Here is a 26,094-nt window from a genome sequence, read left to right on the forward strand (position 1 = left end):
TTTTATAAGCGGATGGCTATCATGACTTCGGATTCCAGCAAAAAACCGGACTTCATCTACAATGACAATGATCAAGCCCCTGGGTCTCCGGCAAAGGATTTGAGCGATTCCGAGATGACGCTGGATGAAGCCAAGGCGGAGATTGCGAGCTTGAAGGACCGGCTGCTGCGTGCGCTGGCCGACGCGTCGAATGCGCGAAATCGCGCCGGTCTTGCGCGCGACGAAGGGCGCAAGGCCGGTATCGCCGCCGCTATAGAGGCGATGCTTCCTGCGCTGGATAGTCTGGATCTTGCGTTGAAATCCGCCGAAGCCCATGAGGCAGAGTTCAGCGGCGCCGGAACAGCCTTGCTGGATGGCGTCAGGCATACGCATAGCGCCTTGCTTGACAATCTTGGGCGCCTAGGCGTGACCCGGATCGATCCCGCTGGAGAGAAATTTGACCCAAATCAGTGCGAAGCAATCTCAACAAGAGAGGATGAAACAACCAAGCCGAACACTGTGCTAGAAACGGTGCAACCAGGCTATCGGTTCGAGCAGCGTCTCATCCGGCCGGCCTTTGTCATTGTTTCCATTAGCAAAAAAAACGAGGGGCCAGAAATGGAAATGGAGCCGCCGAAGGAAAAAAAACCGACAATCGTCGCGATGTCGCCTGTTCGCGAGGTGGTCGGCGTCGTTGACAGTTTGCAGGAACTCGAAACGGCGGTTGATCGTCTGATGGCGGCCGGCATTGATCGCTCGGACATAGACCTAATGGCTGACAGGATGTCGATCCTGCGAAAACTGGGCAAATATTATGTCGATCCTGTCGAAGCCGCCGATAACCCATTGACACCGCGCCGTCCTTTGGTTCTGCGCGAAGATCTAGGCGAAGGCGCTGCGGCCGCTTTCGGATTACTGACTTACCTCGGCGCAATCGGTGCTGCCGGCGCCGTTTTGGCCTCCGGAGGCGCGCTTGCAGCGGCGGCGCTTGCAGCGATCGCCGGCGGTGCGGCAAGCGGCGGTCTCGGCGCGCTTTTCGGGCGGAGTCTTACGCAGCGCCAGTTGGAAATGCTGGAATCGGAATTGGAGGGCGGCGGCCGTGTCCTTTTTGTTCGCCTGCGCAGCAAGGACCAGGAGGAGAGAGTGAAAACCGCGCTCTCAGAGGCCGGTGCGGAGAATATTTTCGTTCACGAAATAGAACTGCCAAGAACGGTAGAAGACGTTCCGCTTCATGACATCAATCCGGACCCATGGCTTGGCGACGAGCGCTTGGGAGACATCAGCTAACCAAAGTCGAAACGAGGCGGCGACAATGACCAATTTGGCGGAAACGTTCAAGGAACGGTTTGACGACTTGGAGAGGGAGGTGAACCGCGCCCTGGATGAGGGGCGCCGCAAATTCAAATACAAGCTGAAAAAGGGCAAAGCGGTATTTGAGGACTCTGCGAAGAGGCGTCATGAGGAAATCAGACGGTCTCTGGCCCGTTCCTTATCCGATGCGCGGATGCGTAATCTTATTGCGGCGCCGTTTATCTATGCCGTTTTCTTTCCGATTCTTGCATTGGATATTTTTGTAGTCATCTATCAGGCTATTTGTTTCCGCCTTTGGGGAATCCCCCGCGTCAAACGGGCTGAATACGTCATAATTGACCGCCACCGGTTGCCGTATCTCAATGCTATCCAAAAACTGAACTGCATATATTGCGGCTATGCCAATGGCGTTATCGCCTTTGTCGCTGAAATTGCGAGCCGTACGGAACAATATTGGTGTCCAATCAAGCATGCTGCACCGGCGCTGCATGCGCATAGCCGGTATTATGACTTCCTGGACTATGGCGATGGGGAGGACCTGATGCCGCGCATAGGCGGTCTGCGCAAGTCCTTATGTACTGACTGCGGCGCCAAGAAGGGCGCCGCGGACCGCCCGCGAGCATGTGAAGGTTTGGCTGGCGGTTCGCAGGAGGGACGGCGCGAATTTGACCCCGGTCAATCCTGATCGCCGTAATAGGTTTAATGGAAGACATGCAACAGCCAATGGAGAGAAAAGATGAAGACCGAGCAGCTAGGTCAAAATGAATGGCGTCCTTTCCTGGAACGGCTTTCCAAAGTTCTGGAAGGCAAGAGGGCGACGGTTGAAGTCGCCGGTCTCGATATTGGCGATCAGATTCAGACAAAACAGGCTGCGATCTATGGGATCGTCTATGACCCGAAAGACAATCTGATCGAGGTTGCCTTGGAAGGGCTGGACCATCTTATCCGCTCGCCCAGGAAGGTCGACATCGCATATCAAAACGGCGCTATTGAAGCTATTCATATTGGCGACGGCGAAGGCCGCGAGCAGATCGTAAGATTTTCCGATCCGCTGATGCTGCCGGCGCCCAAGTGACCGCGCAGGCGGGCGCGGCCGCGGATAACAGGAGGGGGAATTCATGACCGGACCTACAGTAATCGCAACAGAAGTCGTCATCGACCTTGCCGGCCTCGCACAGAACTGGTGGACATTTTTACTCCGCGGCGTGCTCGCGTTTGTTTTGGCGGCGTTTGTCTGGTTCATGCCGGTCGGGGCGGTTGTCGCTTTCGCCATTGTTTTTGGCGCCTTTGCTTTTGCCGACGGCGTCTTCAGTGTTATTGCGGGAATACGAAAAATTCAAAAAGGAAAACGCTGGTCCTGGCTTATACTGGCTGGCCTGGCAGGCATTGTGACGGGAGCCGTGGTCGTAATCTACCCATTGCTTGCCGCCGTCGTGTTCTCTGTGTTCCTTTGGAGCATGATAGCATTCTGGTCCGTTTCGACCGGTGTGGCGATGCTTCTGGCTGCGATGCATTTGCGCCATGTAATGAAAGGCGAATTGATGCTTGGCGCCGCAGGGTTATTGTCTATTTTCCTCGGTGCTGTTGTTGTCTGGTTTGTCCTGACCAATCCGGCCGGCGGGGTGCTGGCGCTGGGCTGGCTTCTGGGCGCTTATGCATTTTTGTTTGGCCTTATGATGATCCTGTTGGGGCTGAAGCTTAGACAGCTGCACCGAACCTTATAGGCAGACAGCAATACTTCGAACCCGGTATGGCTGTTGCGCATGAAATGGAAATCCATTCAAACGCGGTCGCTTAAAAGCATAACAATCTCGAGGCCTCCCATTTTGATGCCATTTGTACTAATAGGATTTGGCAGGCCGCGTCGGACGTCTTTTCTCCGAAGGCATCATAAAAGAAAGTGATCTTTCGGAGGATCGGAGATGTTTGGCGAAGAAGCGTCATTTCTGGAAGTCGCGTTCGTGCTCATCGGCGCCGCCTTTGCGGCGGTGTTGATCTTAACAAAATTTCGCCTTCCGAGCATTCTCGGCTATCTCGCCGCCGGTCTTGTGGTGGGGCCGTCAGGTCTCGGTCTCATTACTGAAAGCGAGGGACTATCGCAAATCGCTGAGGTTGGCGTTATTTTTCTTTTGTTCATGCTTGGCATCGAGTTTTCGTTCGCACGAATCATCGAGTTGCGGCGCGCAATATTCGGCCTTGGCTTTCAGCAAGTCTTTGTTGTCACGGTGTTGGTCGCCGCTTTGGTCAAGGCGTTTTTTGATCTCTCTTGGGCAACCGCGATCATTGTCGGCGGCGCGGTTGCAATGTCATCGACGGCGTTGTGCCTCAAGCAACTCGCCGAACAAAGGGAGCTGGCGACTGATCATGGACGCATCGCCGTCGCTATTTTGCTGTTTCAGGATCTGGCGACGGTGGTTTTTTTGATATTTATCGGCGCGGCCGCGGGCGGCGTTTCCGTAACGCGTTCCTTAATCGACTTAACTTTGGGCGTTGGCGTGCTTATTGTTGCTCTGGCTGCGGCCCGGATTGCAATGCGGCCTGTGTCGGCTTGGCTGTCGAGAGAACTTGAGAGCGATGTGCTGCAGCTGTCGGCCTTGTTCATCGCCATTGCGGCGGCTTTCGGCGCGCAGGAGGCGGGACTGTCGCCAGCGATCGGCGCCTTCATCGCCGGGATGGTGATTGGAGAGAGCGATGCCCGACACGCCGTTGAAAAGGAAATTCGGCCCTTTCGCGATCTGTTGGTTGGGATATTCTTCGTCACGATTGGCGCGAAACTGGATTTGCTTAAAGTTTTGGAAGCCCCGCTTCAGGTTTTGGGTTGGCTGGGGCTTATTATTGGGCTGAAATGGCTTGCGGTGGCCGCTCTTGTGTATTGGGACCGCCGGGAGTTTTCCGTTGCCTCGCGCAGCGCTACAATATTGGCCCATGGCGGCGAATTCGGCCTCTTGCTTGTTACACTGGGGATGGCGAATGGCGCTTTGACAGAGGAATTTGGCCAGCCGCTCTTCTTGGCTATCGGCGCAAGTATGTTTGTAGCGCCCGTGTTGATTGGCTTGAGGCGGCCGCACAGCGCCATGCCGGATGGCGTGGAGGAGTAGCTTGGAGCATTTCCCGCTGCCAGGTCCGGGCTGCGGATATGGCTGGTGTGGAAGAGCATCCTTTAGCGGCAGGTGAACTTTCCAGTTGCGTTATTCGTCTCTACGGGTGAGGCGAATTCATTGAGAATTATTAGGCAGACCAGCAACGAGCTGGTCCCGATTGCCGTGCGTCCGGTGCAAAGGAGGCTGGAACATGGTTGGCGAACACGATTTGCGTAAAGATGAACCATTGCGAAACGATCAGCGCGGGATCCCGAAAACGCCTGGCTCCCATTCTCCCGCCTTTGATTTGCCGCCGGCGATCATCCGCCGTGTACGGGCGGCGCCAGGCCGGGCAGGGCTGCGATTCTCCAAAAGCTGGGAGCTGGTTTTCGAGCCCTGGAAGGCGCGCACGACTGAACCTCTGATGGGGTGGACGAGTTCGGCTGATCCATATAGCAGTCTCTCCTTAAAATTTCCTGATCTTGAGAGCGCCGTCGAGTTCGCTGAATCGCGTGGGTGGCGTTATCGCATCATAGAGCAGAGCGGAAAGCCTGCGGCTCGCGATTACCAGCAGGAATTACGAAAAAGGCTTTTATCGACGGCGGCGCGACCTGTTACGCATCCTTCGCCATGGCAATTTGTGACAGGAGACGACGCCGAAGCATCAGGAGCCGAGAACAAACCCGATCCGGTAATTGAAGCCGATCTGGAATCTTTTCCAGCGAGTGATCCTCCGGCGTGGATCGGCGTCAGTCTTCGATAAGGATACGTCTAGCTTGAGGGGGTCTTCTGGTGTTGCTCGCACAAAAAAGCAAATTCGGGACCGCAAAAACGATATCGCCGATCGTCATGCAATTATTATCGCCGGCGAGACGGTTTCGGCGTGTCCAATATTTGAGTGCCATAATCCTGATCATCGCTGTACTTGCTGCATTACTGTGGTCAAATTCGCCATGGGCGAGCGCGTATTTTAGTCTCTGGCAGACTCCCGTCAGCGTCGGTTTCGGGTCCAGTCAATTTAATAAACCGCTTCTCCTGTGGATAAATGACGCCTTGATGGCGCTCTTTTTCTTCGTCATCGGGCTCGAATTAAAACGCGAGCTATTAGCTGGCGAACTTTCAAATTCCCGCAAGGCGCTAGTACCTTTGATCGCGGCGATGGGCGGGATCGCGGCGCCGGCCTTCGTTTATTTAGCGGTCGTCGTTTACAGCGGCGGCGGCGAAGCGCTTCGCGGCTGGGCGATTCCGGCGGCGACCGATACGGCCTTTGCTATCGGCTTGCTGGCGGCTTTCCGCGACCGCGTTCCTTTGTCGGCGAAAGTGTTTCTGACGACCTTCGCTATCGCCGATGATGTCGCGGCGACCCTTATTATTGCGTTTTTCTATTCCGGCGCGCTCAATTATCCCTCCCTTGTCACGGTCTGCGGTCTGCTCGCCGCCATGATGTTTTGTAACCTTCTCGGCTTCCGGAACATTTCCGTATACGCCGTCTTATCTTTGCTGGTCTGGGGCGCTGTACTGGAATCGGGAATCCATCCGACTATCGCCGGATTACTTTGCGCTTTTTTCATTCCGGCTTTTCGGCGTCTCGAACCGACTGTCTTTGTCGAACGAGCGCGGGAGGTTCTTAATGGATTCGAGAGCAGTCTGGGAGATTATGAACCGCGATCTCATTCGACCCAGGCTCAACAGGCGCAATTCTCCACCCTGGAGAAAATGGCGGTAGAGGTTCAAACGCCATTGCAGCGCCTGGAAAACGGACTTCATCCGTGGGTCGCCTACATCATCGTACCGATCTTCATTTTCGCGAATGCCGGCGTCGCCCTGCAATCACAAGATCATTCCTTGCTGGAACTTGCAATCCACCCGGTATCGGTTGCGGTGATCGCCGGCCTCGCGATCGGAAAACCCGCCGGGATATTTCTAGCCACCTGGCTCGCGGTTCGTAGCCGGATATTCGCCCTGCCGGACGGGATGTCATGGCGACATTTGCTGGGTGTCAGTTTTCTTGGCGGCATTGGTTTCACCATGTCAGTGTTCATTATTTCATTGGCGTTCGGCGCCGGTCACGGCGGTGGGCAAGGCGTTGGCCACGCGGCGGCGAGCGCGGAAATGATTGGGCAGGCCTATGCGCATCACGGCGGCAGTGCGCTTGAAGCCTCGGCCGGCAAACTCGGCGTCATCATCGGATCGGCCCTTGCGGGGTTACTGGGGTTTGCCTGCCTCTCTTTCAAGAAAAAACATACGCAAAGCGGAGATGCTCCGACGCGTCAAGACCGGGGCCGCGTCGGCATTGAATATCGCGATCGCGCCGCGCGTCGAGATATCGCCACTTTAAACTCTTCGAGTGAGGCTGTGTCATGATGCCGTTTGGAGACGTTGTGGCGAAACGCAATGAGCCCTGGGTTACCTGGATGCTTATTGCCTTAAATGTTATGATATTCATGGCGCAAGCCGCGCTGGCGCCTGGGCAGCTTGATCTATTTCTTTCACGTTTTGCTCTTATCCCTGCTCATTTTTTTAATCGAGAGTCCGGCTCCGCAGGCCTGCTTGATTATTATCCATTTTTGACGAACGCCTTTCTCCATGGCGGCGTCATCCATTTGCTTTTTAATATGTGGGCTCTGTGGGTATTTGGACCCGCCGTTGAAGATCGCTTCGGCGCCCGAAAATTTCTCACCTATTATCTGCTTACCGCATTTTTCGCGTCATTGGCGCATGCGGCCCTCAATCCAGCGTCGCAGATCCCCGCCCTTGGCGCATCCGGCGCCATTTCCGGCGTGATCGGCGCTTATGTGCGCATGTTCCCAATGTCACGACTGGTCATGGTCGTTCCCGTTCTTATTTTTCCATTCTTTTTTGAAATATCAGCGGCTGGTTTTGCGGCGATCTGGATTATCATGCAGATTATTCCCGGCATAGCGTCGCTAATGTTGCCGCCTGATGCAGGCGGCGTCGCGTGGTGGGCGCATTTGGGAGGCTTCGCGGCGGGCTGGCTTTTAACGCCTGTCATGCGCCGGCCTGCTCCCGCCTATCGACGGTTTTTCAGCGACGAAGGCGTTTACGGATTTTTTCCGGACGGCGGGCGGTTTCGTGGAGGCGGCGTGTGGCGGTAACCGATCTCATCTGGCTTGTTTTTATCATTTCGGCGCTGCAGCCGGTGTTTCAGCAACGATATCTGAATGCGATGCGCGCGAAAAAGATTGCGCAAATAGAGAAAAAACGCGGATCGCGCGTAATTCTGCTAGTACACAGGCAGGAAACCATGCGGATGCTTGGCTTTCCGCTGATGCGTTATATCGATATCAACGATTCGGAGGAGGTCTTGCGGGCAATCCACTTGACGGATCCGGAGATGCCTCTCGACATCGTGTTGCATACGCCGGGCGGCCTGGTGCTCGCCGCCTTGCAGATCGCTAGGGCGATCGAGGATCATAAGGGCAAAGTCACCGTGTTCGTTCCGCATTATGCAATGTCGGGCGGGACGCTCATTGCGCTTGCTGCGGATGAAATCGTCATGTGCAAACATTCGGTGCTCGGCCCGATCGATCCGCAAATCGGCAACATAGCGGCTGCTTCCCTTCTGAAGGTGCTCGAAGATAAGCCAATTGCTGAAATTGAGGACAGCACCGTCGCTATGGCGGATCTGGGGCGCAAGGCCATAAAGCAGATCGTCGAGGCCGCTACGCAGTTCCTGAAGGATCGTATGAGTGAGGAAGAGGCGCGACGCGTTGCGGAAAAACTGGCGACGGGCGTGTGGACGCATGACTATCCGATTTCACCCGATGAAGCGCTCGCTCTCGGATTGCCGGTTGTCACCGACATGCCGAATGAAGTGATGGAACTCATGACCCTTTACCCGCAACCGGTCAGGACGACCGGCGGGGTCGAATATTTGCCGGGGCCCCGGCAGAGAGAACCGGCGGCGGAAGCGTCGATCAATAAATAGGAGGCGAATATGGCGAACGGAAAATGTGATATCTGCGGCGCTCCGGCGACAGTACGCGCTCAAGTTTCGAGCAATGGCCGGCAGCAACAAATGGAATTGTGCGACGCTCATTATACGAGGCTCGCCCGGCGGCAATCGCGCAGCGTGTCGCCGCTGGAATCGCTCTTCGGGCGGCGTGGAAGCCTCTTCGAGGAATTTTTCAACGACGATTTCTTCGGCTCGCCGCTGAGAAGCGGCATGCAGACCCCCGATGCGGGAGCAGGCGAGGCAATGGGCCGGCGCAGCGCTTCCAGAGGAGGCGGTGTCGCCGGGAAGTTGAGCGAGCAGGCCGAAAAAATTCTCCAGAATGCAGCGAATACGGCGGCGAACTGGGGGCGCAAGGAAGTCGATACGGAACACTTGCTCTATGCGCTGACCGAAAGCGATGTGGTTTCGACGATTTTGGATCAGTTCAAAATTTCTTCTGACGATCTCAAACGCCAGTTGGAAAAGGAAAGCCCGCGCGAGGAGCGCGAGGAGAAGGAAGGCGAAAGCACCGAGATGGGCGTTTCACCACGCATCAAAGACGCTCTAGCGCGCGCTTTCGCCGTATCGCGCGATATGGGGCATGCCTATGTGGGGCCGGAACATCTGCTGATCGGGCTAGCCGAAGAAGGCGAAGGACTAGCGGCGGATATGCTGAAACGTTACGGCCTCACGCCGCCGTCGCTGCGCCAGAAAACAACCAAGGTGGTTGGCGGCGGGGCCGAAAGCGGCGATGTCGAGGCGCCGACATCAACGCCTAATCTCGACAAGTATTCACGGGATCTGACCAAGCTTGCCAAAGACGGGAAACTCGATCCCGTGATCGGCCGTGCGAAGGAGATAGAAACCACGATTGAAGTCTTGGCGAGACGGAAAAAGAACAATCCAGTTCTAATCGGCGAGCCCGGCGTCGGCAAGACGGCGATAGTCGAAGGGCTTGCACAGCGTATAGCGGCGGGCGAGGTGCCCGAAGCGCTCCGGGACAAGCGCCTGGTCGAACTCAATGTGAACTCCATGGTTGCGGGTTCCAAATATCGCGGCGAGTTCGAAGAGCGCGTACAGCAGATTCTTAAAGAAGTGACCGAAGAACAGGACGAACTGGTTCTGTTCATTGACGAGATTCACACCATTGTCGGAGCCGGGCAGGGAGGCGGAGAAGGCGGCTTGGATATTGCAAATGTTTTCAAGCCGGCGCTGGCGCGCGGCGAGCTGAATCTTATCGGCGCGACGACACTCAACGAATATCAAAAGCACATTGAAAAAGACGCGGCGCTGGAGCGGCGTTTCCAGCCTGTATTCGTTCCCGAACCTACTGTCGCTCAGACCGTAATGATCCTGCGCGGCTTACGCGACACGCTTGAAGCTCATCACAAGGTCACCCTCACGGATGAAGCGATTATAGCCGCAGCAGAATTGTCGGATCGTTATATTTCCGGAAGATTTCTGCCGGATAAAGCGATCGACCTTCTCGATCAGGCCGCTGCGCGCGTGAAAATTTCCGCTACGGCGCGGCCTGTTGATGTTCAGGAACTGGAAGCGGAAGTCCAGCAGCTCAAGCGCGAACAGGACTATGCGGCCTCTCGCAAGCAGTTCGATCGCGCCTCTGAACTCAAAGCTGAATATGAAGAGAAAGAAAAGCAGTTAAATGAGGCCAGCGATGCGTGGAAACGTGCGCGCGCTTCCGCGACGGCCGAGGTTCTGGCCGAACATATTGCGCAGATTGTCTCAAAACTGACGGGCGTGCCGGTTGACGAGTTGACCACGGAAGAGCGCGAAAAACTGGTCAAAATGGAAGAGCGGCTCCATGAGCGGGTGATCGGTCAGGAAGAAGCTGTCAAAGCCGTCAGCGACGCCGTTCGTCTCGCGCGCGCGGGGTTGCGCGAAGGACGGAAACCCGTCGCTACATTTTTGTTCCTGGGGCCGACCGGCGTCGGCAAAACCGAACTCGCCAAGGCGCTGGCCGAAGTCGTTTATGGCGATGAGGACGCCATGATCAGAATGGACATGTCGGAATATATGGAGCGTCACGCAGTTGCGCGTCTGATCGGCGCCCCGCCAGGCTATGTGGGATATGACGAAGGCGGGCAGTTGACCGAGCGCGTGCGCCGTCGGCCATATAGCGTCATCCTGCTCGACGAAATCGAGAAGGCTCATCCTGACGTCTATAATATTCTCCTGCAGGTTTTCGACGACGGGCGCCTCACGGATGGAAAAGGGCGCGTCATTGATTTCACCAATACAACCATCATCGCCACCAGCAATCTGGGATCCGACATTATACAACGTAATCTGAAGTTGCGCGGCACCCGGGACGAGGATAAGGACAAACTGAAACGAGAATTAATGGATGTGCTGAAGGGGCATTTCCGTCCCGAATTTATCAATCGCATCGATGAGATCATTGTCTTCCAGGCGCTCAGCAGATCAGAAATCAAAGCTATCGTCGGGCTTCAGCTTGAACGCGTCAAACGTACGGCCCATGGCCAGGGCGTTGAGCTTGAGATTGATCCATTGTTGGTCGATCACTTTGCGGCCGTCGGATTTCGACCGGAGTTCGGCGCCCGCGAATTACGGCGGCTTATTCGCACCGAGCTGGAAACCGAACTGGCGCGCGCAATGCTTGCCGATGAAATTAAAGAAAACGACTGCATTATTGCAAGATGGGACACCGAAGAGCAGCGCGTTCAGTTTGACAAACAACCTCCGGAAAAGTCCAAAGCAAATACGCTGTCGCGCGCAGATGAATCCGGAACTGGGGAAGAGGGCGATTCCACGCCAGCCAAGGCAGACTCAGGCCAGTGCGAGGAAGGGGAGCGACCGTCCGCATCCGCTACCTGACATTTCGCCGGAATGCCGCGAGTATACTTGCAGGAGGCAGTGAATGATTTGGGATAATCAGAACCTTGATCTCTTCATCGCCTACTGCCTCCGCGAAGGATTTAATCCTTGGGGCAGCGGGCCAGTGCCCATTGTTCCCCGAACGCAAGCGCCAGGGAAAGGCGCGCCAGTCGCAGACAAGGCCGAGCGGATTCCCGACAAAGAGTTAAAGCTCAGGACAGAAGAAAAAAAATGATTACGGCGTTTTTGAACAAGCCGCATTCGATTGAAAATCCGGCGAAGGCGTCTGCGCAGCTCCAGGCGGCGTCCTGGCTGGATGCCGTCGCCCCGACAAGCGAAGAGGTCAGTGCGCTGGAGGCGTTGCTTGAGACGGCAATTCCGAGCCGGGACCAGGTTTCGGAAATAGAGGCGACGAGCCGGCTGTTCGCACACGATGATGTGGCGTTCATTACGTTAAGCCATATAATTGATGTTGAGGCCGGAAGGCCGCAACTCACGCCGGCCACTTTCATCCTCAAGCGGGATCGGCTGGTTACGTTGCGCGACCGCGACTCCCGCGCATTTAATGCATTCCGCAACCAGTGGACTGACGATTATCACAAAAAAAAACCCTCTGCGATACTGTCAGAACTTCTGAATGTCATTATTGAAAGAGCTGCAGATGTGATCGAGGAGACTCAGACGAATGTCAATACGATTTCCGAGCAGCTACTGGTTGAAAAGAAAAAACCTGTCACGAGTCTGAGCGATGTTGTGCGGAGCATCGGGTTGCATCAAATTAAAGCCGCGCTTGTGCAGGAAAGTCTTATTGAACTAGAGCGTGCATTATCATTTATAAACTCATTGCCCATGGACAGGTTTCCTCTTGCAACTGACAAAATGTGGAAATCGGTCGCTCGCGATTGCCGCTCTCTTCAAGAGCATACGAACTTCATAACGGCTAATCTGGGCTTCCTTCTGCAGGCGGCGCAAGGGCTGATCAATGAACGTCAAAACGATACAATCAAGCTCCTGTCGATAATTTCAATCTTGTTTCTCCCGCCAACGTTGCTGGCTAGCATTTATGGCATGAACTTTAGCCAAATGCCGGGCCTCCAGCATGAACTTGGGTTTCCAATCGCTGTTTTGGCAATGCTTGCATCGTCTGTAGCGCCGCTCATTCTGGCTAAACGCTGGCGGTGGCTCTGATTTGCAACAGGACTAATGGCTAATGAATAAGCTTGCGGCAGTCTCGCATGAAAGGGCAGATCCCTCCGCCGGGGCGTCGGTCCTCGGTGTTGCGACTTCGCGCGCCGGGTCTTTGCTGGCGGGGCTGGGGATTTTAGTGCTTGGAAACAGCCTTTATGCGACGCTGATGTCGCTGAGGGCGCATCAGGAGGGATTCAACGCCGTTGAAGTCGGAGCCTTGTCATCCCTTTTTTTTGCCGGCTACATCTTTGCTTCATATATGACGCCGAAACTTATTATGCGGCTGGGGATGACGAGAAGCTTCGCAGCGCTTGCTTCGCTCATTTCAGCAATCGTACTGATGGCGGCGCTTCATGTGTCGCCCCTTTATTGGTTCGTTTTACGCTTCGTTCACGGCGCGCTCTTCGCTGCTGTCATCATTATCGCCGAAAGCTGGTTAAATGCAATTGCAACCACACAGACCAGGGGAAGAATACTTGCGCTATACGGCGTCATTTTTCTCTTTTCATTCGCTCTCGGGCAGCTTCTTATCGTAATTGCGCCAGTTTCCGAGTTTAGACTTTTCAACATTGTTTCAATTCTGTTTTCTATAGCGCTTTTGCCTGTTTTGCTCGGCCGGCAGGAGGCGCCGCTCGACCTTACGGCAAACCGGATGAAAGCTTCGCAGATTTTTGTCACGGCGCCGGCCGCTATTGCAGGCTGTGCTATCTTTGCTGCAGTAACCAATGGTCTTGCGGCGGTCGCGCCGGTTCAACTGTCACTGCTTGGTTTCTCGGAAAATTATGTGGCGATATGGCTCTTCGCCTTCATTAGCGGCGGACTTGTCGCGCAATGGCCGATCGGCGTGTTGTCCGATCATGTTGATCGGCGTTTGGTTGGATTCGCACTGTTCGTCTCTGCTGCAATAGCAGTAGGGGGCGTTCATATGTTGCCTTCGCAAAATGGAACCGCCCGAATGATCTTAGGCGGCTTGCTTGGCGCCGCGACAATCCCCGCCTACAGTGTCTTTACGGCCCAGATCGCAGACCGCATAGCCGCGCCGGCCATGTTGAGCGCCGTGTCGACAATGATCGTACTTTATGCTTTGGGCGCTATGAGCGGCCCAATTCTGCTTGGCCTCGGCGTAAATCGGTGGGGCCCAGCCGGTCTATCGATGAGTTTAATTACACTTCTAGGGATTGGCGCGGTCTTTATGCTCATTCGACTTGCGATGCGCAGGACGTCAAAAGCCGACGTCAAGGAAAAGTTTTATTTCAACCAGCCGACAAGTCATATCGGCTTGGGGTTAGATCCTAGAACGTCGCCTTCAGCAGTTTTGCCGGCGACACCGCGACAGCAGGAGAAGTAAAATGAAAAAGAGCATATACGCCGTATTAGCGGCAAGCGCTTTAATTGTTTCGGGAAGCGTTGGTTTTGCAGCGGGGCAGATTTCGGCGCAGCCTGAGGTGAAAACGGCATCGCAGGCGAGTGTGGACGGAAATCTCAAAATGTCTTCCGAAGCTTTTTCGGAAGGCCGTATTGACGGTTTGTTTGAGCGCGATCCGAAGCGGGGCGTTATTACATTGGCGCCGCTGCTGCAGCAGACGACAGACGCCGTCGTCAACATCTCCGTTTCATCTACTATTCCGGTGGATGAAAATCCGTTGTTTCGCGACCCGTTTTTCAGGCGGTTTTTTGAATTGCCGGACCAAATGCCGGAGCAAAAGCGTATGAGCGCCGGGTCCGGCGTCATTGTCGACGCGGATAAGGGGTATATTCTCACTAATCATCACGTTGTTGACGGCGCTGATGAGATTGTGGTGACGTTAAAGGATCAACGCAGATTGACGGCAAAGCTCATCGGAAGCGATGCAGCCACGGATATTGCGTTAATCGAGGTCGAACATGATCGCGGCAAACTATCAAAACTGCCTCTTGGAGATTCCGATGACGTTTTTGTCGGCGATTTTGTTGTTGCGATCGGAAACCCTTTTGGCCTGGGGCAAACGGTGACGTCCGGAATTGTTAGCGCGACAGGCCGGTCCGGCATCGGCGCCGAGCGATATGAAGATTTCATACAAACGGATGCGCCTATAAACCCCGGCAACTCAGGTGGCGCTCTAATCAATACGAAGGGTGAACTCATTGGTGTGAATACGGCCATTATTGCACCAGGCGGCGGCAATGTAGGCATCGGTTTTGCTGTTCCCGCCAATATGGCCCGCTCTGTCATGGATCAGCTTTTAGAACATGGCGAAGTGCGCCGGGGCCGCATCGGCGTTGTGATCCAGGATGTGACGCCAGAATTGGCTGAGGCGCTAGACCTGCCGGTCTCACGTGGGGCTGTGGTTTCTCAAGTCGAGGAAAAGTCACCGGCTGACAAAGCGGGCCTTGAGGCGGGCGATGTGATTACGGCCTTCAATGGAGCCGAAGTCGAAAGCTCTGCCGATCTCCGCAACAAAGTCGGTTTAACTGAGCGCGGCGCCACCGTCTCCTTGACCTATCTGCGCGACGGTAAGGAAAGAACCGCGCGAGTGCAGATTGAAGAGGCGCCGCAACAAAGCATTTCCGGCGACCAGACCCTTCCGCAATTGGCGGGCGCGGCTCTCACGGACATACCAGCTAATGTGGACTCCGCCGGCGGGCGCGACGGGGTTTATGTAGCGAATGTGGCGCAAGGAAGCCCCGCCTGGGGCGCCGGCCTTAGGCCCGGGGATATTATCCGCGGGGTTAATCGCCGCCAGGTCAAATCGGTGGAGGAATTCCGGCAAGTCACGAAAGATGTCCGCGGTGCGATCGCGCTCTCAATTGAGCGCGCCGGAATGCGATTATTCCTCGTAATAAGGTAGAGAGCTTACATTTCGTTGTGCATAGAAGGATGCCTCGTTTCGGCTTTCAATGCCGGACGGGCGGCTGAAAATAGGAGAAATGAGATGACCACGCTTTGCGTTTGCCCCGATTTGATGAAGCCTGTGCGCTATGTTTTTGCGTTCTGCGCCCTCATGCTTGCCGCAGGCGTATCTAACGCTGCAAACGGCGCAGAATTATATGAAAATCTCGATGTATACGGCGTTCTGGAATGCGAAGTTCGCGGTGACATCCGATTAGCTGTTTCTGAGGAAAAAAAGCTGCGCTGCGATTTTTTTGCCGACCCGCGCCACGATGTTATGAGACGCTTTCATGGACGGGTCAGCAAATTGGACGTGCTCGGAGCTTTTGAAGCAGGAGACCGCATTGCCTGGACGGTGCTTTATCTGAAGCGCGATGATGAAGTCATGGATGAAAAGCTTTCACTGACTGGTCGATATGCGCGGGCATGGAAGAAGATTACTGATGAATACGAACTGAAGCCGAATACGCTAGTGGGCGGGGAAGCCAATACTTTCGCTCTTGAACCGCGGCCCATTGAAGGGCAGGAAAGTAGAAATATCGCCCGTAACATTCTCTATTTAGAGTTGACGCAGTAAGTTGTGACTGCCGCGACTTGCCCAAGTGGGCAAGTCGCCGTGGCGTTTTCTGTCTCACAAAGACCACGCCGCTCCTTCTACACATCCCAGAAATGGAAGTATGCAGGTGCAAGAATGAACAAAGAAACACAGGCCAATCTATGGTATGTCGCTATCGCACTGCTTGCCGTGATTGTTGCTCAGAATTTTCTTGCAGCCACGCGCTCCGTTTTGCCGCTTACTTATTCGAAGTTTGAGGAATATGCGCAGGATGGCCGGATTGAAAGGGTTGTCGTCAGCGATAGAGTGATGTCCGGGCAGTTCCGCGAGCCGGTGGACAATCACACGCGTTTTGTCGTGGCTCGTGTCGAGCCGGATTTGGCGCGAACATTGAGCCAATACGACGTTGAAATCGAAGGCGCTGTAGAAAATACTTTCTTACGGGATCTTTTATCCTGGACAATTCCTATATTCATCTTTTTCGCACTCTGGATGCTTGTTTTCAGAAAGATTGCTGAAAAGCACGGCATGGGCGGTTTCATGTCGATCGGGAAATCGCGCGCGAAGATCTTTGTAGAGAAAGAGACTGGAGTAAATTTCGATGATGTCGCCGGAGTCGATGAAGCCAAGTATGAATTGAAGGAAATTGTCGACTTTCTGAAAAACCCCGATGAGTATGGCCGTCTCGGTGCTCATGTGCCCAAGGGCGTGCTGCTTGTAGGTCCACCCGGTACAGGGAAAACGCTTTTGGCGCGAGCTGTCGCCGGGGAGGCTGGCGTTACGTTTTTCTCTATCAGCGGTTCGGAATTCGTTGAAATGTTTGTCGGCGTCGGCGCTGCGCGCGTGCGCGATTTGTTCGAGCAGGCGAAGGCCGCCGCGCCGGCGATCATTTTTATCGATGAACTTGACGCTCTTGGCAGGGCGCGCGGGGCCATGAATATATCTGGGCATGACGAGCGCGAGCAGACGCTTAACCAGTTACTGACTGAACTTGACGGTTTTGACCCCAATTCAGGCATTGTCATACTGGCGGCGACAAACCGGCCGGAAATTCTGGATCCTGCGCTTTTAAGGGCTGGCCGGTTTGACCGTCAGGTGCTGGTGGACCGCCCGGATAAAAAGGGCAGAGAGGCGATATTGCGCGTCCACGCCAGGAAGATAAGGCTCGGAGGTGATGCGGACCTCGCCGAAATAGCGGCCATGACGCCCGGTTTTAGCGGCGCGGATCTCGCCAATCTGGTCAACGAGGCGGCGATACTCGCCACGCGCCGGCGGGCCAGTGAAGTCTCGAAAGATGATTTCACCGCGGCTATTGAACGAATTGTAGCTGGTTTGGAGAAGAAAAATAGAATCTTAAATGAAAAGGAACGGCGAATTGTAGCTCATCATGAAACGGGGCACGCGATCATGGCTCTGGCGTTGCCCGGGATCGATCCCGTTCACAAGGTCTCCATTATTCCGAGGGGAATAGGCGCGCTCGGATATACAATGCAGCGCCCTACCGAAGATCGTTTTCTGATGACCAAGGAAGAACTCGAGAACAAGATATGCGTTCTGCTTGGCGGCAGAATTGCCGAAAAATTGATATTCGGACATCTCTCTACGGGCGCTTCGGACGATCTTGTCAAAGCGACCGATATAGCCCGGTCAATGGTTGAGCGTTACGCCATGGATGACGAGCTGGGCAATATGGCGTTTGAGTCGGGGCAGCCGAACTTTCTTGACCAGCAGCGCGGGAGGGAGCGGGAGATTAGCGAAATTACCGCGCAGAAAATTGATAAAGCCATAGCGGAAATTCTTGCGCGTGCAACGGAACGCACGATGCGCATTCTCGGTCAAAACCGAGAGATCCTTGAAAAAGCTGCGGCGACCCTTCTCCAACAGGAAACGCTTGCGGAAAATGATATTGTTGAACTTACAAAAGGTCTGAAGAAAGAAACAATAACATCAGCGTGCGAACCCGTCTGACGAAACTGCTCTCGATGGCGTCAACCTCGAAGGCCTTCTGGGGGGCGACACTTGCCGAATGGATGGCTTTGCCGGGCAAAGATATTGCGCGTCTGCATCGTTAATCGGCGCCCTGTCAAATCTGTTGAGAAGTTTCAGGAGCTGACCTGCAATGTGCACGGGGCGCTGGCGCTTTCGATCTGAAGAGTCGGCATGCCATTGTTCCTGATTATCCGATGATGGTGCAAAGTTGGCTTACGCGTTGATGCGCGCGCCATTTTCGTCGATGACCAACTCGCCGCCCTCTTTTTTGAAGGGGCCCGCGGGCCACTTGTCCAGAAGGTCCAGCACGGTCTCGCTCGGCCTGCAAAGTCGCACGCCCCGCGGCGAACAAACGATTGGCCGGTTAACCAATACCGGGTGTTCGATCATCGCCGACAAGAGCGCCTCATCGCTCACATTCTGATCTAAGAGGCCGAGTTGCGCTGCGGGGGATTTGGTTTCCCGCAGCGCTTGCCGCGGCGTGAGGTTGGCGGCGGCAAACAGACCTAGCAGCTGTGGCCGCGTCCAGCCTTCTTTCAAGTAATCGATTATGACGGGCTCAAAACCGGCCGCTTCAATAATTCTGAGGACATTCCGCGACGTTCCGCAATCTGGGTTGTGATGGATGACGATCATTCGAAGTCCTGTTTGCCTCACGAAATGGCCATTGTTTCGGCCCTTCGGCATATTTGAGCGATTAACAATCTTTACGTGCGTCGCACAAGTTAACTCATATGTTCGAATAACAATAATTTTTAAGAGAACAGCATCTTGATGATCGCGCAATCGGGCGTCCTGTTGCGGCTGCATCCTTTGGAGACCGTTGAAAGAGTGCGTTCGAGTTTTTTCAGATCCGATATCTTCGTCCGGATCATCTCTACATGCGCGGAGGTGATTTCAAAGACTTCTGCGCAGGAGGTTTTTTTGCCCAAAACTCCCAACCAATTCTGGGTGTTTGAATGCGCGGGAAAATCAGCCCCGCCGTATGGCTCGCCGCCAGCGATGCAACGCGATTAGCGCCCATATGCCTTCTGCCGCCCAAAAGGGAAGCGACCCGATCAGCCAAGCATAAACCGCCGCAAGCGCGCATCCGAACGCAAATATTAGAATAAATACGGGGTCGCGTTGCTCTAGCGCATAGGCGATCACCATGATGGTCACGGCGGCGATTCCCATATATTCGATCATGCCGCGCATGTCGGTTTGTCGTGCCTTCCTGCCGCCTCCATACACTCTTCGAGGCTTGGACACATGCAGCTTTCAAATTTCACCAGCAGAGCATCCATATGTTCTATCTCTTCCATTTTTTCGCGAACGGCTGATCTTTTCTTGTGCAAGAATGACAACCAGTCTTTTTGCGGGCGATTATCTCCAAATCCAATATTCAATAGCTGGCGCGTCTCGCTCAGCGTAAAGCCAGCCGCTTGGGCGAGTTTCAGGAACCGAAGCGTAGCAATCGCCTCGCTGTCAAATTCCCGGCGACCGCCTACGCGCATAACAGGTTGAATTAAACCTTTGCGCTCGTAGTAGCGGATCGCGGAGCTTGTAATTCCAAGGAGTTCAGCAACCGCACCTATTTGCATTTTCACTCCCGCTGCGCGCCGCCTCCTTCTTGTTACGGATGAGCAAGTATCCAATCCCTGAGAGCGCGAGCAGCCCAACAAACACGCTTAGTCCTACGCCTAACGCGCCCAAGCCAAGTCCAGCCACACTTACTCCCAATAGAGCCAGCACGAAAGGCGCGGCGCAAGCCAATCCCAGACCGCCGGCTAACGCAGCCAGCACGACGGCCCGCGGAGTAAAGCCTGGTTTGCCCGGCGCAAGCTGACTCATAAAGTCCTGCGCCAAGACGATCCCTTCGCCATGACTACGGACGGTCAAGATATGAACGCCTGCGTGTGACTCGACCTCGTGGGTCAGGAATGCACAGCAGCTTTTGTCAATTTCAACCAGCCTCTCGAGACTTCCTTTTACGCCGGGGGAGGCTTCGAACAAGATGCGAGCGCCATCTTCAAGCTTTTCGCGCTTAAGGACGTGCGGGGCCAACTCGGCGTTGAATTTGGCAATTTCCTTGCGCTGCTCAGCTGTCGAAAGCGAGCAGGCGACGGGGTTCGGGCTTGCTGGGCTACTCATGGCGCTTCTCCACTTTGAATGAATAGCCCTTCTGATAGCACTTAAACCAAAGTTTAAGTCAATATGGTCTTGCACTGAAAAGCGGCTATGCCACCGTTGTTAACGGAAATAGTCTTCCCGAAGGGACATTCAGACTGAAAAACTCGGTTGCGAGTATCCGAACAATACTCGGTTTCCTTCGGCCCCTCCGCAATGTTTTCGCAAATTCAGAAAAATCAAATATTGACGCCCCGCACTACCTATTTTGCTGGTATTTGTTGTCGACAGCTGCGCCGGTCCTATGTCGTGCATTGAAAGCATAGCGCTAAGAGAACAGCATCTTGATGATCGCGCAATCGGGCGTCCTGTTGCGGCTGCAGCCTTTGGCGACCGTCGAAAGGGTGCGTTCGAGCTTTTTCAGATCCGATATCTTCGTGCGGATCATTTCTACATGCGCGGAGGTGATTTCAAAGACTTCTGCGCATGTGGGTTTTCGATCCTCAAGCCCCAGGAGCGCACGGATGTCATCGAGCGAAAACCCGAGTTCGCGTCCGCGCCGGATGAAAGAGAGCCGGTCGGCGAGGGCGCCGTCATACAGCCTGCGACCGCTTTGCGTCCGCGGCGGCGCCGGCATCAATCCGATTTTTTCGTAATAGCGGATCGTCTCGATCTTCACGCCGGTTTGATCGCTCAGCTTCCCGATTGTCAGATTGAATTGGTCCATCACTCTTGATCCTGTAGCGACTACAGAAGTTACGATGAACGCCATGACAGGTGAAGACCCGAACAAAACAAAAGCGCGCAGGAAAGGCGGATGGTTCGCCGGCGGCGGGGCTCTTTCGGGCCTCGGGGCGCTGATCGGCGCGTCGTGTTGCGTATTGCCGCTCATCCTGATCAATCTTGGCGTCAGCGCGGCGCTGGTCGGCAAGCTCGCATTCTTTGCGCGGTTTCAACATTATTTTATGGGCGCGGCGATCGTTCTTCTTGCCGTGGCGATGGTCGCGGCATTCTGGAGAGGGCGGCGGCCAGACAAGCGCGTTGCGATCATGCTCGCCCTTGCGGTGGCGCTCATCGTCGCCGCCTACATCATGCCGTTCTATGAACCCCAATTGCTTCGCTGGGTGAACCAATGAGCGACGTCGTCGCAAAATCCACCATCACCTGTCCTCAATGCGGGCATCAGTCTACAGATGAGATGCCAACCAACGCATGCCAGTGGTTTTATGATTGCAAGGGCTGCGGCGCCATCCTGAAACCGAAGCCGGGCGATTGCTGCGTTTACTGCTCCTATGGCGATGTGAAGTGTCCGCCCATACAGGCTGGGAAGGCCTGTTGTGGTTGACGCAACGAGAAACGATCATGCCGCCAAGCCGTTGCCTTTCTTCTTGTCATGGGGGCTGCCGCTCGCGATATTGTTTTCAACGAATTTTGTGAGCGAGGTAGTTCCTTTTCCAATCATCATGATGATGATGAGCGGCTCGTTTTTCTGGATGGGTCTTGCGTGTGTATTAAATGCAAGACGGTATCGAAGGCGAATGCCAGTGCGAAATGGAAACTGTTAAACTCGCTTGGCTTTCGCCGCTTTGCGCCGCGCCGGCGCCGCGCGCTTCTTTAAAGGTTCGAGCATTTGCAGGCGAACCGGCGGGCGGTCGGGAAACTCCGCCACAAGGTTCAATTCGCCGCCCATGGCCTCCACATAACCGGAAAGGGTCGAAAGCAGCATGTCGGTGCGCTTCTCGACGCGCGAAACCGTGTCCTGACCGACTTTCAGCTTTTTCGCCATGGTGACCTGCGTAAGGCCAAAGGCCTTGCGCAGATCCTGCAGCGAGGCTTCCTCGGCGATGAGTTCTGCGGCGCGCGCCTCGACTTTCGCCCGGCGCGCCTTCGGCAGGGATTTCATCACCTCGTTCAATGTGCGGGCCATCGGATCAACCCTCCTTGTTCTCTTTTAACGCTTTGAGATGCTGATCAAATCTTTCGTCCGCGGTCTTGATCAGCCTCTTGTAAAACTTCTTTTCGCTTCCGCCGGACTTGTCCGCCGCCACGAGAATGACGGCCTCGCGCTTCGGATCGAAGGCGAATGCCGCCCGCCACACGCCGTCATCGGCGTCAAATCGCAGTTCCTTCATATTCGCGTGCTTCGAGCCGTTCAGCGTATCAACGCGGGGACGGCCCGCCGCCGGGCCAAATGTTTCGATCACCTGCGCCTGGGCCAGCAATTCGTCCTGCACGGCCTCAGCCAGCGCCTCGAATTCGGGCTCAAACGCGTCATGCAACCTGACTGTCCAATTCGGCATTAATATGGCTTTCTAGTCATATGGAGTCAAGACCATATTTTGTTCATATTGCTAGTTGAATTCAGCCAAAATAGCCGGATTCGGGCTTTCCGCTTCCTATTTGTAGGGCGGCCGCCGCTTCGCGGCGCCAGGCTCTAGGCGCGCCAATCACGGGTGATTGGCGGCCCGAAGCCGACAAATTCAAGAGATGAATTCGTCGTCTTCGCCGTTCCGGTGACGATCCTTGCCGCAGGCCCGCGCATCCGCGCGGGATAAGGACGCGGGGCTTCGCCCCGCGGCTTGTTGGTCATTCCCCACGGGACAGCGGGGGCGGCGGAACGGAAGACGGGGCGAATAGCGCCGGGCGGCCGCGCCGCAACCGCTTTGGCTATTTATCCGTCTTCGTTGTTTTTCTCATCCTACCAAACCGGTTGCGCCCCGGCCTCCGATGCCCGGCGCTCATGCTCGCCCCGTTTCCGCCGCCCCCGCCGTCCCGGGGAATTTGCGGCGGAGAGGCAAGGAGCGAGCAGCCATGACAGCACTTGAAACCGCAACCGATGCGCCCAGCCGCGCCGCCCAGCGAAAGAACGCGTCGAACACGGGCGCGAAGCCGCGCGGGCGTTCCGGCAAGAAAGAGCCCCGCGCCGATCTTTATACGGAGGTAACTGCGAAGATCGTGAAGGAACTGGAAGCCGGACGCTTTCCATGGGCGCAGCCTTGGGCGGCGCGCGGTGAAGCCGCGACGATTGCCGCAGGCCTGCCGAAGAATGCACAGACAGGCCGCGCCTATTCCGGGATTAATATTTTGTTGCTCTGGGGCGCCGCCATCGAAAACGGCTTTTCCGGCCAGACGTGGCTGACATTCAAACAGGCGAAAGCCTTGGGCGGTTCTGTCTTGAAAGGCGAGCGCGGCTCCATGGTCGTTTACGCCGACAAGTTTATCCCGAAGGACGAGCAGGAGCGCGCGGCGAAAGACGGCGACGAGGCGTCATTCGTGCCATTCCTCAAACGCTATACGGTCTTTAACGCTGCGCAATGTGAAGGCCTGCCGCCGGAACTGACGGCGGGCGCCAAGCCCCTGCCGGAATGCGAGGCGATCCCGCGCGCGGAAAACCTCATCAAGGCGACCTGCGCCGATTTCCGGATCGGCGGCGACAGGGCGTTTTATGTGCCGTCACAGGATTTCATCCGCGTTCCGCCGCAACCGGCCTTCTTTGAACAGATCAATTATTATCGCACATGCTTTCACGAGCTTGGCCACTGGACCGGCCACGCCTCGCGTTTGGGTCGCGAATTCAAGGGCCGTTACGGAAGCCACGCTTACGCCCGCGAAGAACTGGTCGCCGAAATGGCGAGCGCGTTCGTCTGCGCCTCGCTTTCGATCACGCCGACCGTGCGCCATGCGGATTATCTGGGCGCATGGCTTGAGGTTCTGAAAGAGGACAACCGCGCGATTTTCAACGCGGCCTCGCTCGCCTCCAAGGCAGCGGATTTTATTCTGGCTTTTGAAACGAATGCGCCTGCGGGATCGGTGGCAATGACAGAGCGCGCCGCATGAGTGCGCGTGACGAGAAGCCGGAAACCGAAGAAACGGACGCGAGGTCGCAAACGCTGATGCGTGGCGTCGCGCCGATCACTTTGCGCGACCGGCTTAGCGTTTTGGCGGCGGCGCCCATGGCGCCGCGCGCCGCACAAAAGCGCTGCGACATGGGACTCTTTGACTTGGAATCCCGGCGCCAGATCGACCTTGTCGATGAATTGCGCCGTCTTGATCTCAAGACGGCGCGCAATCCCTAACCATCAGCAACAGGAGAATGAAGGATGGAACTGCAAACAATCCCGCTCGACCGATTGGCGGTCTCAGCGCTCAATATGAGGGCGTCGCGCAAAAAGCCTTATCTGGACGATATATTGCCGTCGATCCGCGAACGCGGCGTATTGGTGCCGCTGCTCGTGCGGCCCAATGGCGAGCCAGACCATTTCGAAATCGTCGCCGGACGGCGGCGGTTTCTGGCCTCAAAAGCAATCGCAATCGAGACCGGCGAAGCGCGCGATTTGCCTTGCAGGGTGCTTGAGGAAGGCGATGACGCCGCCGCCGTGGAGGCCTCGATCCTTGAAAACACCGCGCGCCTTGAGCCGGACGAAATGCAGGAATTCGAGGCGTTCAAAAAGCTCAACGACAAAGGCAAGAGCGTTGAGGAGATCGCCCGCATATTCGGGGTGACGGAACTCACCGTGAAGCGCCGCCTGGCATTGGCGAGTCTTATTCCCGGCGTCCGCAAAGCCTATGCAGAGGACGAGATCGACGGCGCCAGCATCACCGCGCTCACCCTCGCGAGCGTTGCCAAGCAGCACGAATGGTTTGGGATGTTCAAATCGGCGGACATGCGCGCGCCACGGGGCGGGCAGTTAAAGCGCTGGCTTTTGGGCGGCGGCGAGATCGAAACCGGCGCCGCGCTCTTCTCGCTGGAAGATTATGACGGCGATATTTTTGAGGATTTGTTCGGCGAGCGTTCGGTTTTCGCCGACGCCGAAAAGTTCTGGGCGCGTCAGGAAGCGGCGATTGAAGCCGAGCGCGAGAAGCTACTTTCGTGCGGCTGGAGCAAGGTGACGGTCCTGCCGCGCGGAGAGTTTTTCCATTCATGGGAGTACGATCAACTCGCCAAAAAGCAAGGCGGGGAAGTGTTCGTCGAAGTGCGCCATTCCGGCGAAGTTGCGTTCATCAAGGGCTATGCGCCCCGGCGGAAAACCCACGCGGCGAAAGAAAAAGTGCGCGCCGAACGGCCCGAATGCTCAGCGCCCTTGGAGAATTATGTGGACCTTCACCGCCACGCCGCCGCGCGCGCCGTGCTCTTAAAACACTCTCAAATTGCGCTGCGTTTGCTGGCGGCGCATCTGATCGCGGGCGCGCCGAATATCCGCTGTCGCCCTGACGGCCAAGCGACGCGGAAAGAGGAAACGGCGGCGAGCGTTGCGGCGTCGAATGGGCAGGAGGCGTTCGAAAAAGAGCGCGCCGAAATCGGTAGATTGCTCGATCTTGACGAGCCGTCGCACATCACCGGCGGCAATGAAGACGGCTGGCGCTTGGCGTCGATTTTCGCCAAAATGATGACGCTTTCCGACGCCGACATCGCCCGTATTCTGACTTTCGTCACGGCGGAAATCATCGCCGCCGGTCACGAGGCCGTGGACTGTCTCGCGCGCGTTGTGCCTATCGATATCGCCGACTGGATGACGCCTGACGACGCGTTTTTCGAGCTTCTGCGCGATAAAAACATGACCAACGCCATGCTCTCCGACATCGCGGGCGACGGCGTTGCGAAGGCGAACCGCGATGCGACGGCGAAAGCCCAGAAAGCGATCATTCGCGACTGCCTCGACGGCCGGAACGGGCGCGAAAAAACGCCGAACTGGCGCCCGCGCTGGCTGCAGTTTCCGGCGCTTTCCTATAGCGACACCGGAAAACCCGGCGCGGTCAAACGCGCCGAAAAAATCGCGCCGCTTTTTGCGGGCTAGGCGATCATGGGGCGGAGCGCATTTTGCGCTTCGCCTCGTCATTTTAGAACCGATTGGTGCGATATTCAGATCATCAAAGCCACGCCTTCAATCAGCGGCGCCTTTAAATCGCGCGTTGCCGGTCCTGCGTTTCGAACGCCATTCGTCTCCCGCGAATTCGCTCCGCCAAAGACAACCATTCCCGGCCTTTATCTGAGCGAAACTGAACGACGACCGGCCCGCCCGAAACCGGCGTTGCCGGATTTTTTCCTCTGGCCCCAGATAGATTTTGGGGCCATTCATCGCGAAACAAAAAATCCGCCCCCGCCGGTCCTCCGCTTCGCTCCGGTCCTCACGGATTCCGGCGGCCCGGCGCGCCGTTCTTCTCGTTTCGCATCAGGCCGGGGAATGGTTCTCCGGCCAAGCGA

28 protein-coding genes are annotated in these 26,094 nt (G+C 55.9%); 21 read left to right on the forward strand and 7 right to left on the reverse strand.

Translation table 11 applies throughout. The features are described 5' to 3' along the window. Positions 1-114: 114 nt before the first annotated feature. The 16 genes from ACQY5P_RS18750 (at position 115) to ftsH (ending at position 17,762) form a co-directional block, all read left to right on the forward strand. Positions 115-1,266, forward strand: a complete 1,152-nt coding sequence (locus ACQY5P_RS18750; RefSeq protein WP_428410691.1) for a nucleotide exchange factor GrpE — start codon at positions 115-117, stop codon at positions 1,264-1,266. 25 nt (positions 1,267-1,291) lie between these two features. Next, positions 1,292-1,975 (forward strand): hypothetical protein, encoded by a 684-nt coding sequence (locus ACQY5P_RS18755; protein WP_428408400.1) that lies wholly within the window; start codon positions 1,292-1,294, stop codon positions 1,973-1,975. A gap of 51 nt (positions 1,976-2,026) precedes the next feature. Next, the gene (locus ACQY5P_RS18760) at positions 2,027-2,365 is read left to right on the forward strand and encodes a DUF5335 family protein (RefSeq protein ID WP_428408401.1); all 339 of its coding nucleotides are present in this window, start codon (positions 2,027-2,029) and stop codon (positions 2,363-2,365) included. A gap of 43 nt (positions 2,366-2,408) precedes the next feature. After that, positions 2,409-3,014: an HdeD family acid-resistance protein gene (locus ACQY5P_RS18765; RefSeq protein ID WP_428408403.1), complete on the forward strand. Its 606-nt coding sequence runs from the start codon at positions 2,409-2,411 to the stop codon at positions 3,012-3,014. 198 nt (positions 3,015-3,212) lie between these two features. After that, positions 3,213-4,388, forward strand: coding sequence for a cation:proton antiporter (locus ACQY5P_RS18770; RefSeq protein ID WP_428408405.1), 1,176 nt, complete (start codon positions 3,213-3,215; stop codon positions 4,386-4,388). A 193-nt stretch (positions 4,389-4,581) separates the two neighbouring features. Next, positions 4,582-5,133 (forward strand): NADH dehydrogenase ubiquinone Fe-S protein 4, encoded by a 552-nt coding sequence (locus ACQY5P_RS18775; RefSeq protein ID WP_428408406.1) that lies wholly within the window; start codon positions 4,582-4,584, stop codon positions 5,131-5,133. Between the two features lie 29 nt (positions 5,134-5,162). Continuing rightward, positions 5,163-6,734 carry a Na+/H+ antiporter NhaA gene (nhaA, locus tag ACQY5P_RS18780; RefSeq protein ID WP_428408407.1) on the forward strand — a complete coding sequence of 524 codons (1,572 nt, stop codon included), beginning with the start codon at positions 5,163-5,165 and terminating at the stop codon, positions 6,732-6,734. 203 nt (positions 6,735-6,937) lie between these two features. Then, entirely contained in the window at positions 6,938-7,486 is a 549-nt protein-coding gene (locus tag ACQY5P_RS18785; protein WP_428408408.1) for a rhomboid family intramembrane serine protease, read from the forward strand. Beyond that, positions 7,477-8,319, forward strand: coding sequence for an SDH family Clp fold serine proteinase (locus tag ACQY5P_RS18790; RefSeq protein ID WP_428408409.1), 843 nt, complete (start codon positions 7,477-7,479; stop codon positions 8,317-8,319). Before ACQY5P_RS18785 ends, ACQY5P_RS18790 begins: the two co-directional genes overlap by 10 nt. 9 nt (positions 8,320-8,328) lie before the next feature. Further along, positions 8,329-11,181, forward strand: coding sequence for an ATP-dependent Clp protease ATP-binding subunit (locus ACQY5P_RS18795; RefSeq protein WP_428408410.1), 2,853 nt, complete (start codon positions 8,329-8,331; stop codon positions 11,179-11,181). Between the two features lie 43 nt (positions 11,182-11,224). Next, positions 11,225-11,416, forward strand: coding sequence for a hypothetical protein (locus ACQY5P_RS18800; RefSeq protein ID WP_428408411.1), 192 nt, complete (start codon positions 11,225-11,227; stop codon positions 11,414-11,416). Then, positions 11,413-12,369 (forward strand): CorA family divalent cation transporter, encoded by a 957-nt coding sequence (locus ACQY5P_RS18805; protein WP_428408412.1) that lies wholly within the window; start codon positions 11,413-11,415, stop codon positions 12,367-12,369. The genes ACQY5P_RS18800 and ACQY5P_RS18805 overlap by 4 nt, the downstream gene beginning before the upstream one ends. A 22-nt stretch (positions 12,370-12,391) precedes the next feature. Continuing rightward, positions 12,392-13,717, forward strand: coding sequence for an MFS transporter (locus ACQY5P_RS18810; RefSeq protein ID WP_428408413.1), 1,326 nt, complete (start codon positions 12,392-12,394; stop codon positions 13,715-13,717). Between the two features lies 1 nt (position 13,718). Next, positions 13,719-15,197 carry a DegQ family serine endoprotease gene (locus ACQY5P_RS18815; protein WP_428408414.1) on the forward strand — a complete coding sequence of 493 codons (1,479 nt, stop codon included), beginning with the start codon at positions 13,719-13,721 and terminating at the stop codon, positions 15,195-15,197. Positions 15,198-15,281: 84 nt separating this feature from the next. Continuing rightward, a complete protein-coding gene (locus ACQY5P_RS18820; RefSeq protein ID WP_428408415.1) occupies positions 15,282-15,815 on the forward strand; it encodes a DUF992 domain-containing protein in 534 nt (177 codons plus the stop codon). A gap of 114 nt (positions 15,816-15,929) precedes the next feature. Further along, entirely contained in the window at positions 15,930-17,762 is a 1,833-nt protein-coding gene (ftsH, locus tag ACQY5P_RS18825; RefSeq protein ID WP_428408416.1) for an ATP-dependent zinc metalloprotease FtsH, read from the forward strand. A gap of 234 nt (positions 17,763-17,996) precedes the next feature. On the opposite strand, the gene arsC is transcribed toward ftsH, so the two are convergent. The 5 genes from arsC to ACQY5P_RS18850 all read right to left on the reverse strand — a co-directional run bounded on the left by arsC (position 17,997) and on the right by ACQY5P_RS18850 (position 20,619). Then, positions 17,997-18,419, reverse strand: a complete 423-nt coding sequence (arsC, locus tag ACQY5P_RS18830) for an arsenate reductase (glutaredoxin) (RefSeq protein ID WP_428408417.1) — start codon at positions 18,417-18,419, stop codon at positions 17,997-17,999. A gap of 336 nt (positions 18,420-18,755) precedes the next feature. Next, positions 18,756-18,980: a hypothetical protein gene (locus ACQY5P_RS18835; RefSeq protein WP_428408418.1), complete on the reverse strand. Its 225-nt coding sequence runs from the start codon at positions 18,978-18,980 to the stop codon at positions 18,756-18,758. Beyond that, positions 18,968-19,366, reverse strand: coding sequence for a MerR family transcriptional regulator (locus ACQY5P_RS18840; RefSeq protein WP_428408419.1), 399 nt, complete (start codon positions 19,364-19,366; stop codon positions 18,968-18,970). Before ACQY5P_RS18840 ends, ACQY5P_RS18835 begins: the two co-directional genes overlap by 13 nt. Further along, complete coding sequence (locus ACQY5P_RS18845; protein WP_428408420.1) at positions 19,344-19,916, reverse strand: hypothetical protein; 573 nt, start codon at positions 19,914-19,916, stop codon at positions 19,344-19,346. Before ACQY5P_RS18845 ends, ACQY5P_RS18840 begins: the two co-directional genes overlap by 23 nt. A 304-nt stretch (positions 19,917-20,220) precedes the next feature. Further along, on the reverse strand, positions 20,221-20,619 hold the full coding sequence (locus ACQY5P_RS18850; RefSeq protein WP_428408421.1) for a MerR family transcriptional regulator: 399 nt from the start codon (positions 20,617-20,619) through the stop codon (positions 20,221-20,223). 34 nt (positions 20,620-20,653) lie between these two features. Between ACQY5P_RS18850 and ACQY5P_RS18855 the strand changes: the two genes are divergently transcribed. Both ACQY5P_RS18855 and ACQY5P_RS18860 read left to right on the forward strand, forming a co-directional pair. Beyond that, positions 20,654-21,028, forward strand: coding sequence for a mercuric transporter MerT family protein (locus ACQY5P_RS18855; protein ID WP_428408422.1), 375 nt, complete (start codon positions 20,654-20,656; stop codon positions 21,026-21,028). After that, a complete protein-coding gene (locus tag ACQY5P_RS18860; protein WP_428408423.1) occupies positions 21,025-21,237 on the forward strand; it encodes a GDCCVxC domain-containing (seleno)protein in 213 nt (70 codons plus the stop codon). The genes ACQY5P_RS18855 and ACQY5P_RS18860 overlap by 4 nt, the downstream gene beginning before the upstream one ends. A 216-nt stretch (positions 21,238-21,453) precedes the next feature. On the opposite strand, the gene ACQY5P_RS18865 is transcribed toward ACQY5P_RS18860, so the two are convergent. Both ACQY5P_RS18865 and ACQY5P_RS18870 read right to left on the reverse strand, forming a co-directional pair. Beyond that, entirely contained in the window at positions 21,454-21,819 is a 366-nt protein-coding gene (locus tag ACQY5P_RS18865) for a helix-turn-helix domain-containing protein (RefSeq protein WP_428408424.1), read from the reverse strand. Positions 21,820-21,823: 4 nt separating this feature from the next. Next, positions 21,824-22,192, reverse strand: coding sequence for a type II toxin-antitoxin system RelE/ParE family toxin (locus ACQY5P_RS18870; protein WP_428408425.1), 369 nt, complete (start codon positions 22,190-22,192; stop codon positions 21,824-21,826). A 511-nt stretch (positions 22,193-22,703) separates the two neighbouring features. Here ACQY5P_RS18870 and ACQY5P_RS18875 point away from each other — a divergent pair. Genes ACQY5P_RS18875 through ACQY5P_RS18885 form a run of 3 tightly spaced genes read left to right on the forward strand, consistent with a single transcriptional unit; the run spans position 22,704 to position 25,687 of the window. Continuing rightward, positions 22,704-23,729 (forward strand): ArdC family protein, encoded by a 1,026-nt coding sequence (locus ACQY5P_RS18875; RefSeq protein ID WP_428408426.1) that lies wholly within the window; start codon positions 22,704-22,706, stop codon positions 23,727-23,729. Continuing rightward, complete coding sequence (locus tag ACQY5P_RS18880) at positions 23,726-23,968, forward strand: hypothetical protein (RefSeq protein ID WP_428408427.1); 243 nt, start codon at positions 23,726-23,728, stop codon at positions 23,966-23,968. Before ACQY5P_RS18875 ends, ACQY5P_RS18880 begins: the two co-directional genes overlap by 4 nt. 24 nt (positions 23,969-23,992) lie before the next feature. Continuing rightward, a complete protein-coding gene (locus ACQY5P_RS18885; RefSeq protein ID WP_428408428.1) occupies positions 23,993-25,687 on the forward strand; it encodes a ParB/RepB/Spo0J family partition protein in 1,695 nt (564 codons plus the stop codon). The last annotated feature ends 407 nt before the right edge of the window (positions 25,688-26,094 follow it).

This window comes from Hyphococcus sp. (genome assembly GCF_965267305.1).
Lineage (GTDB): Bacteria > Pseudomonadota > Alphaproteobacteria > Caulobacterales > Parvularculaceae > Hyphococcus.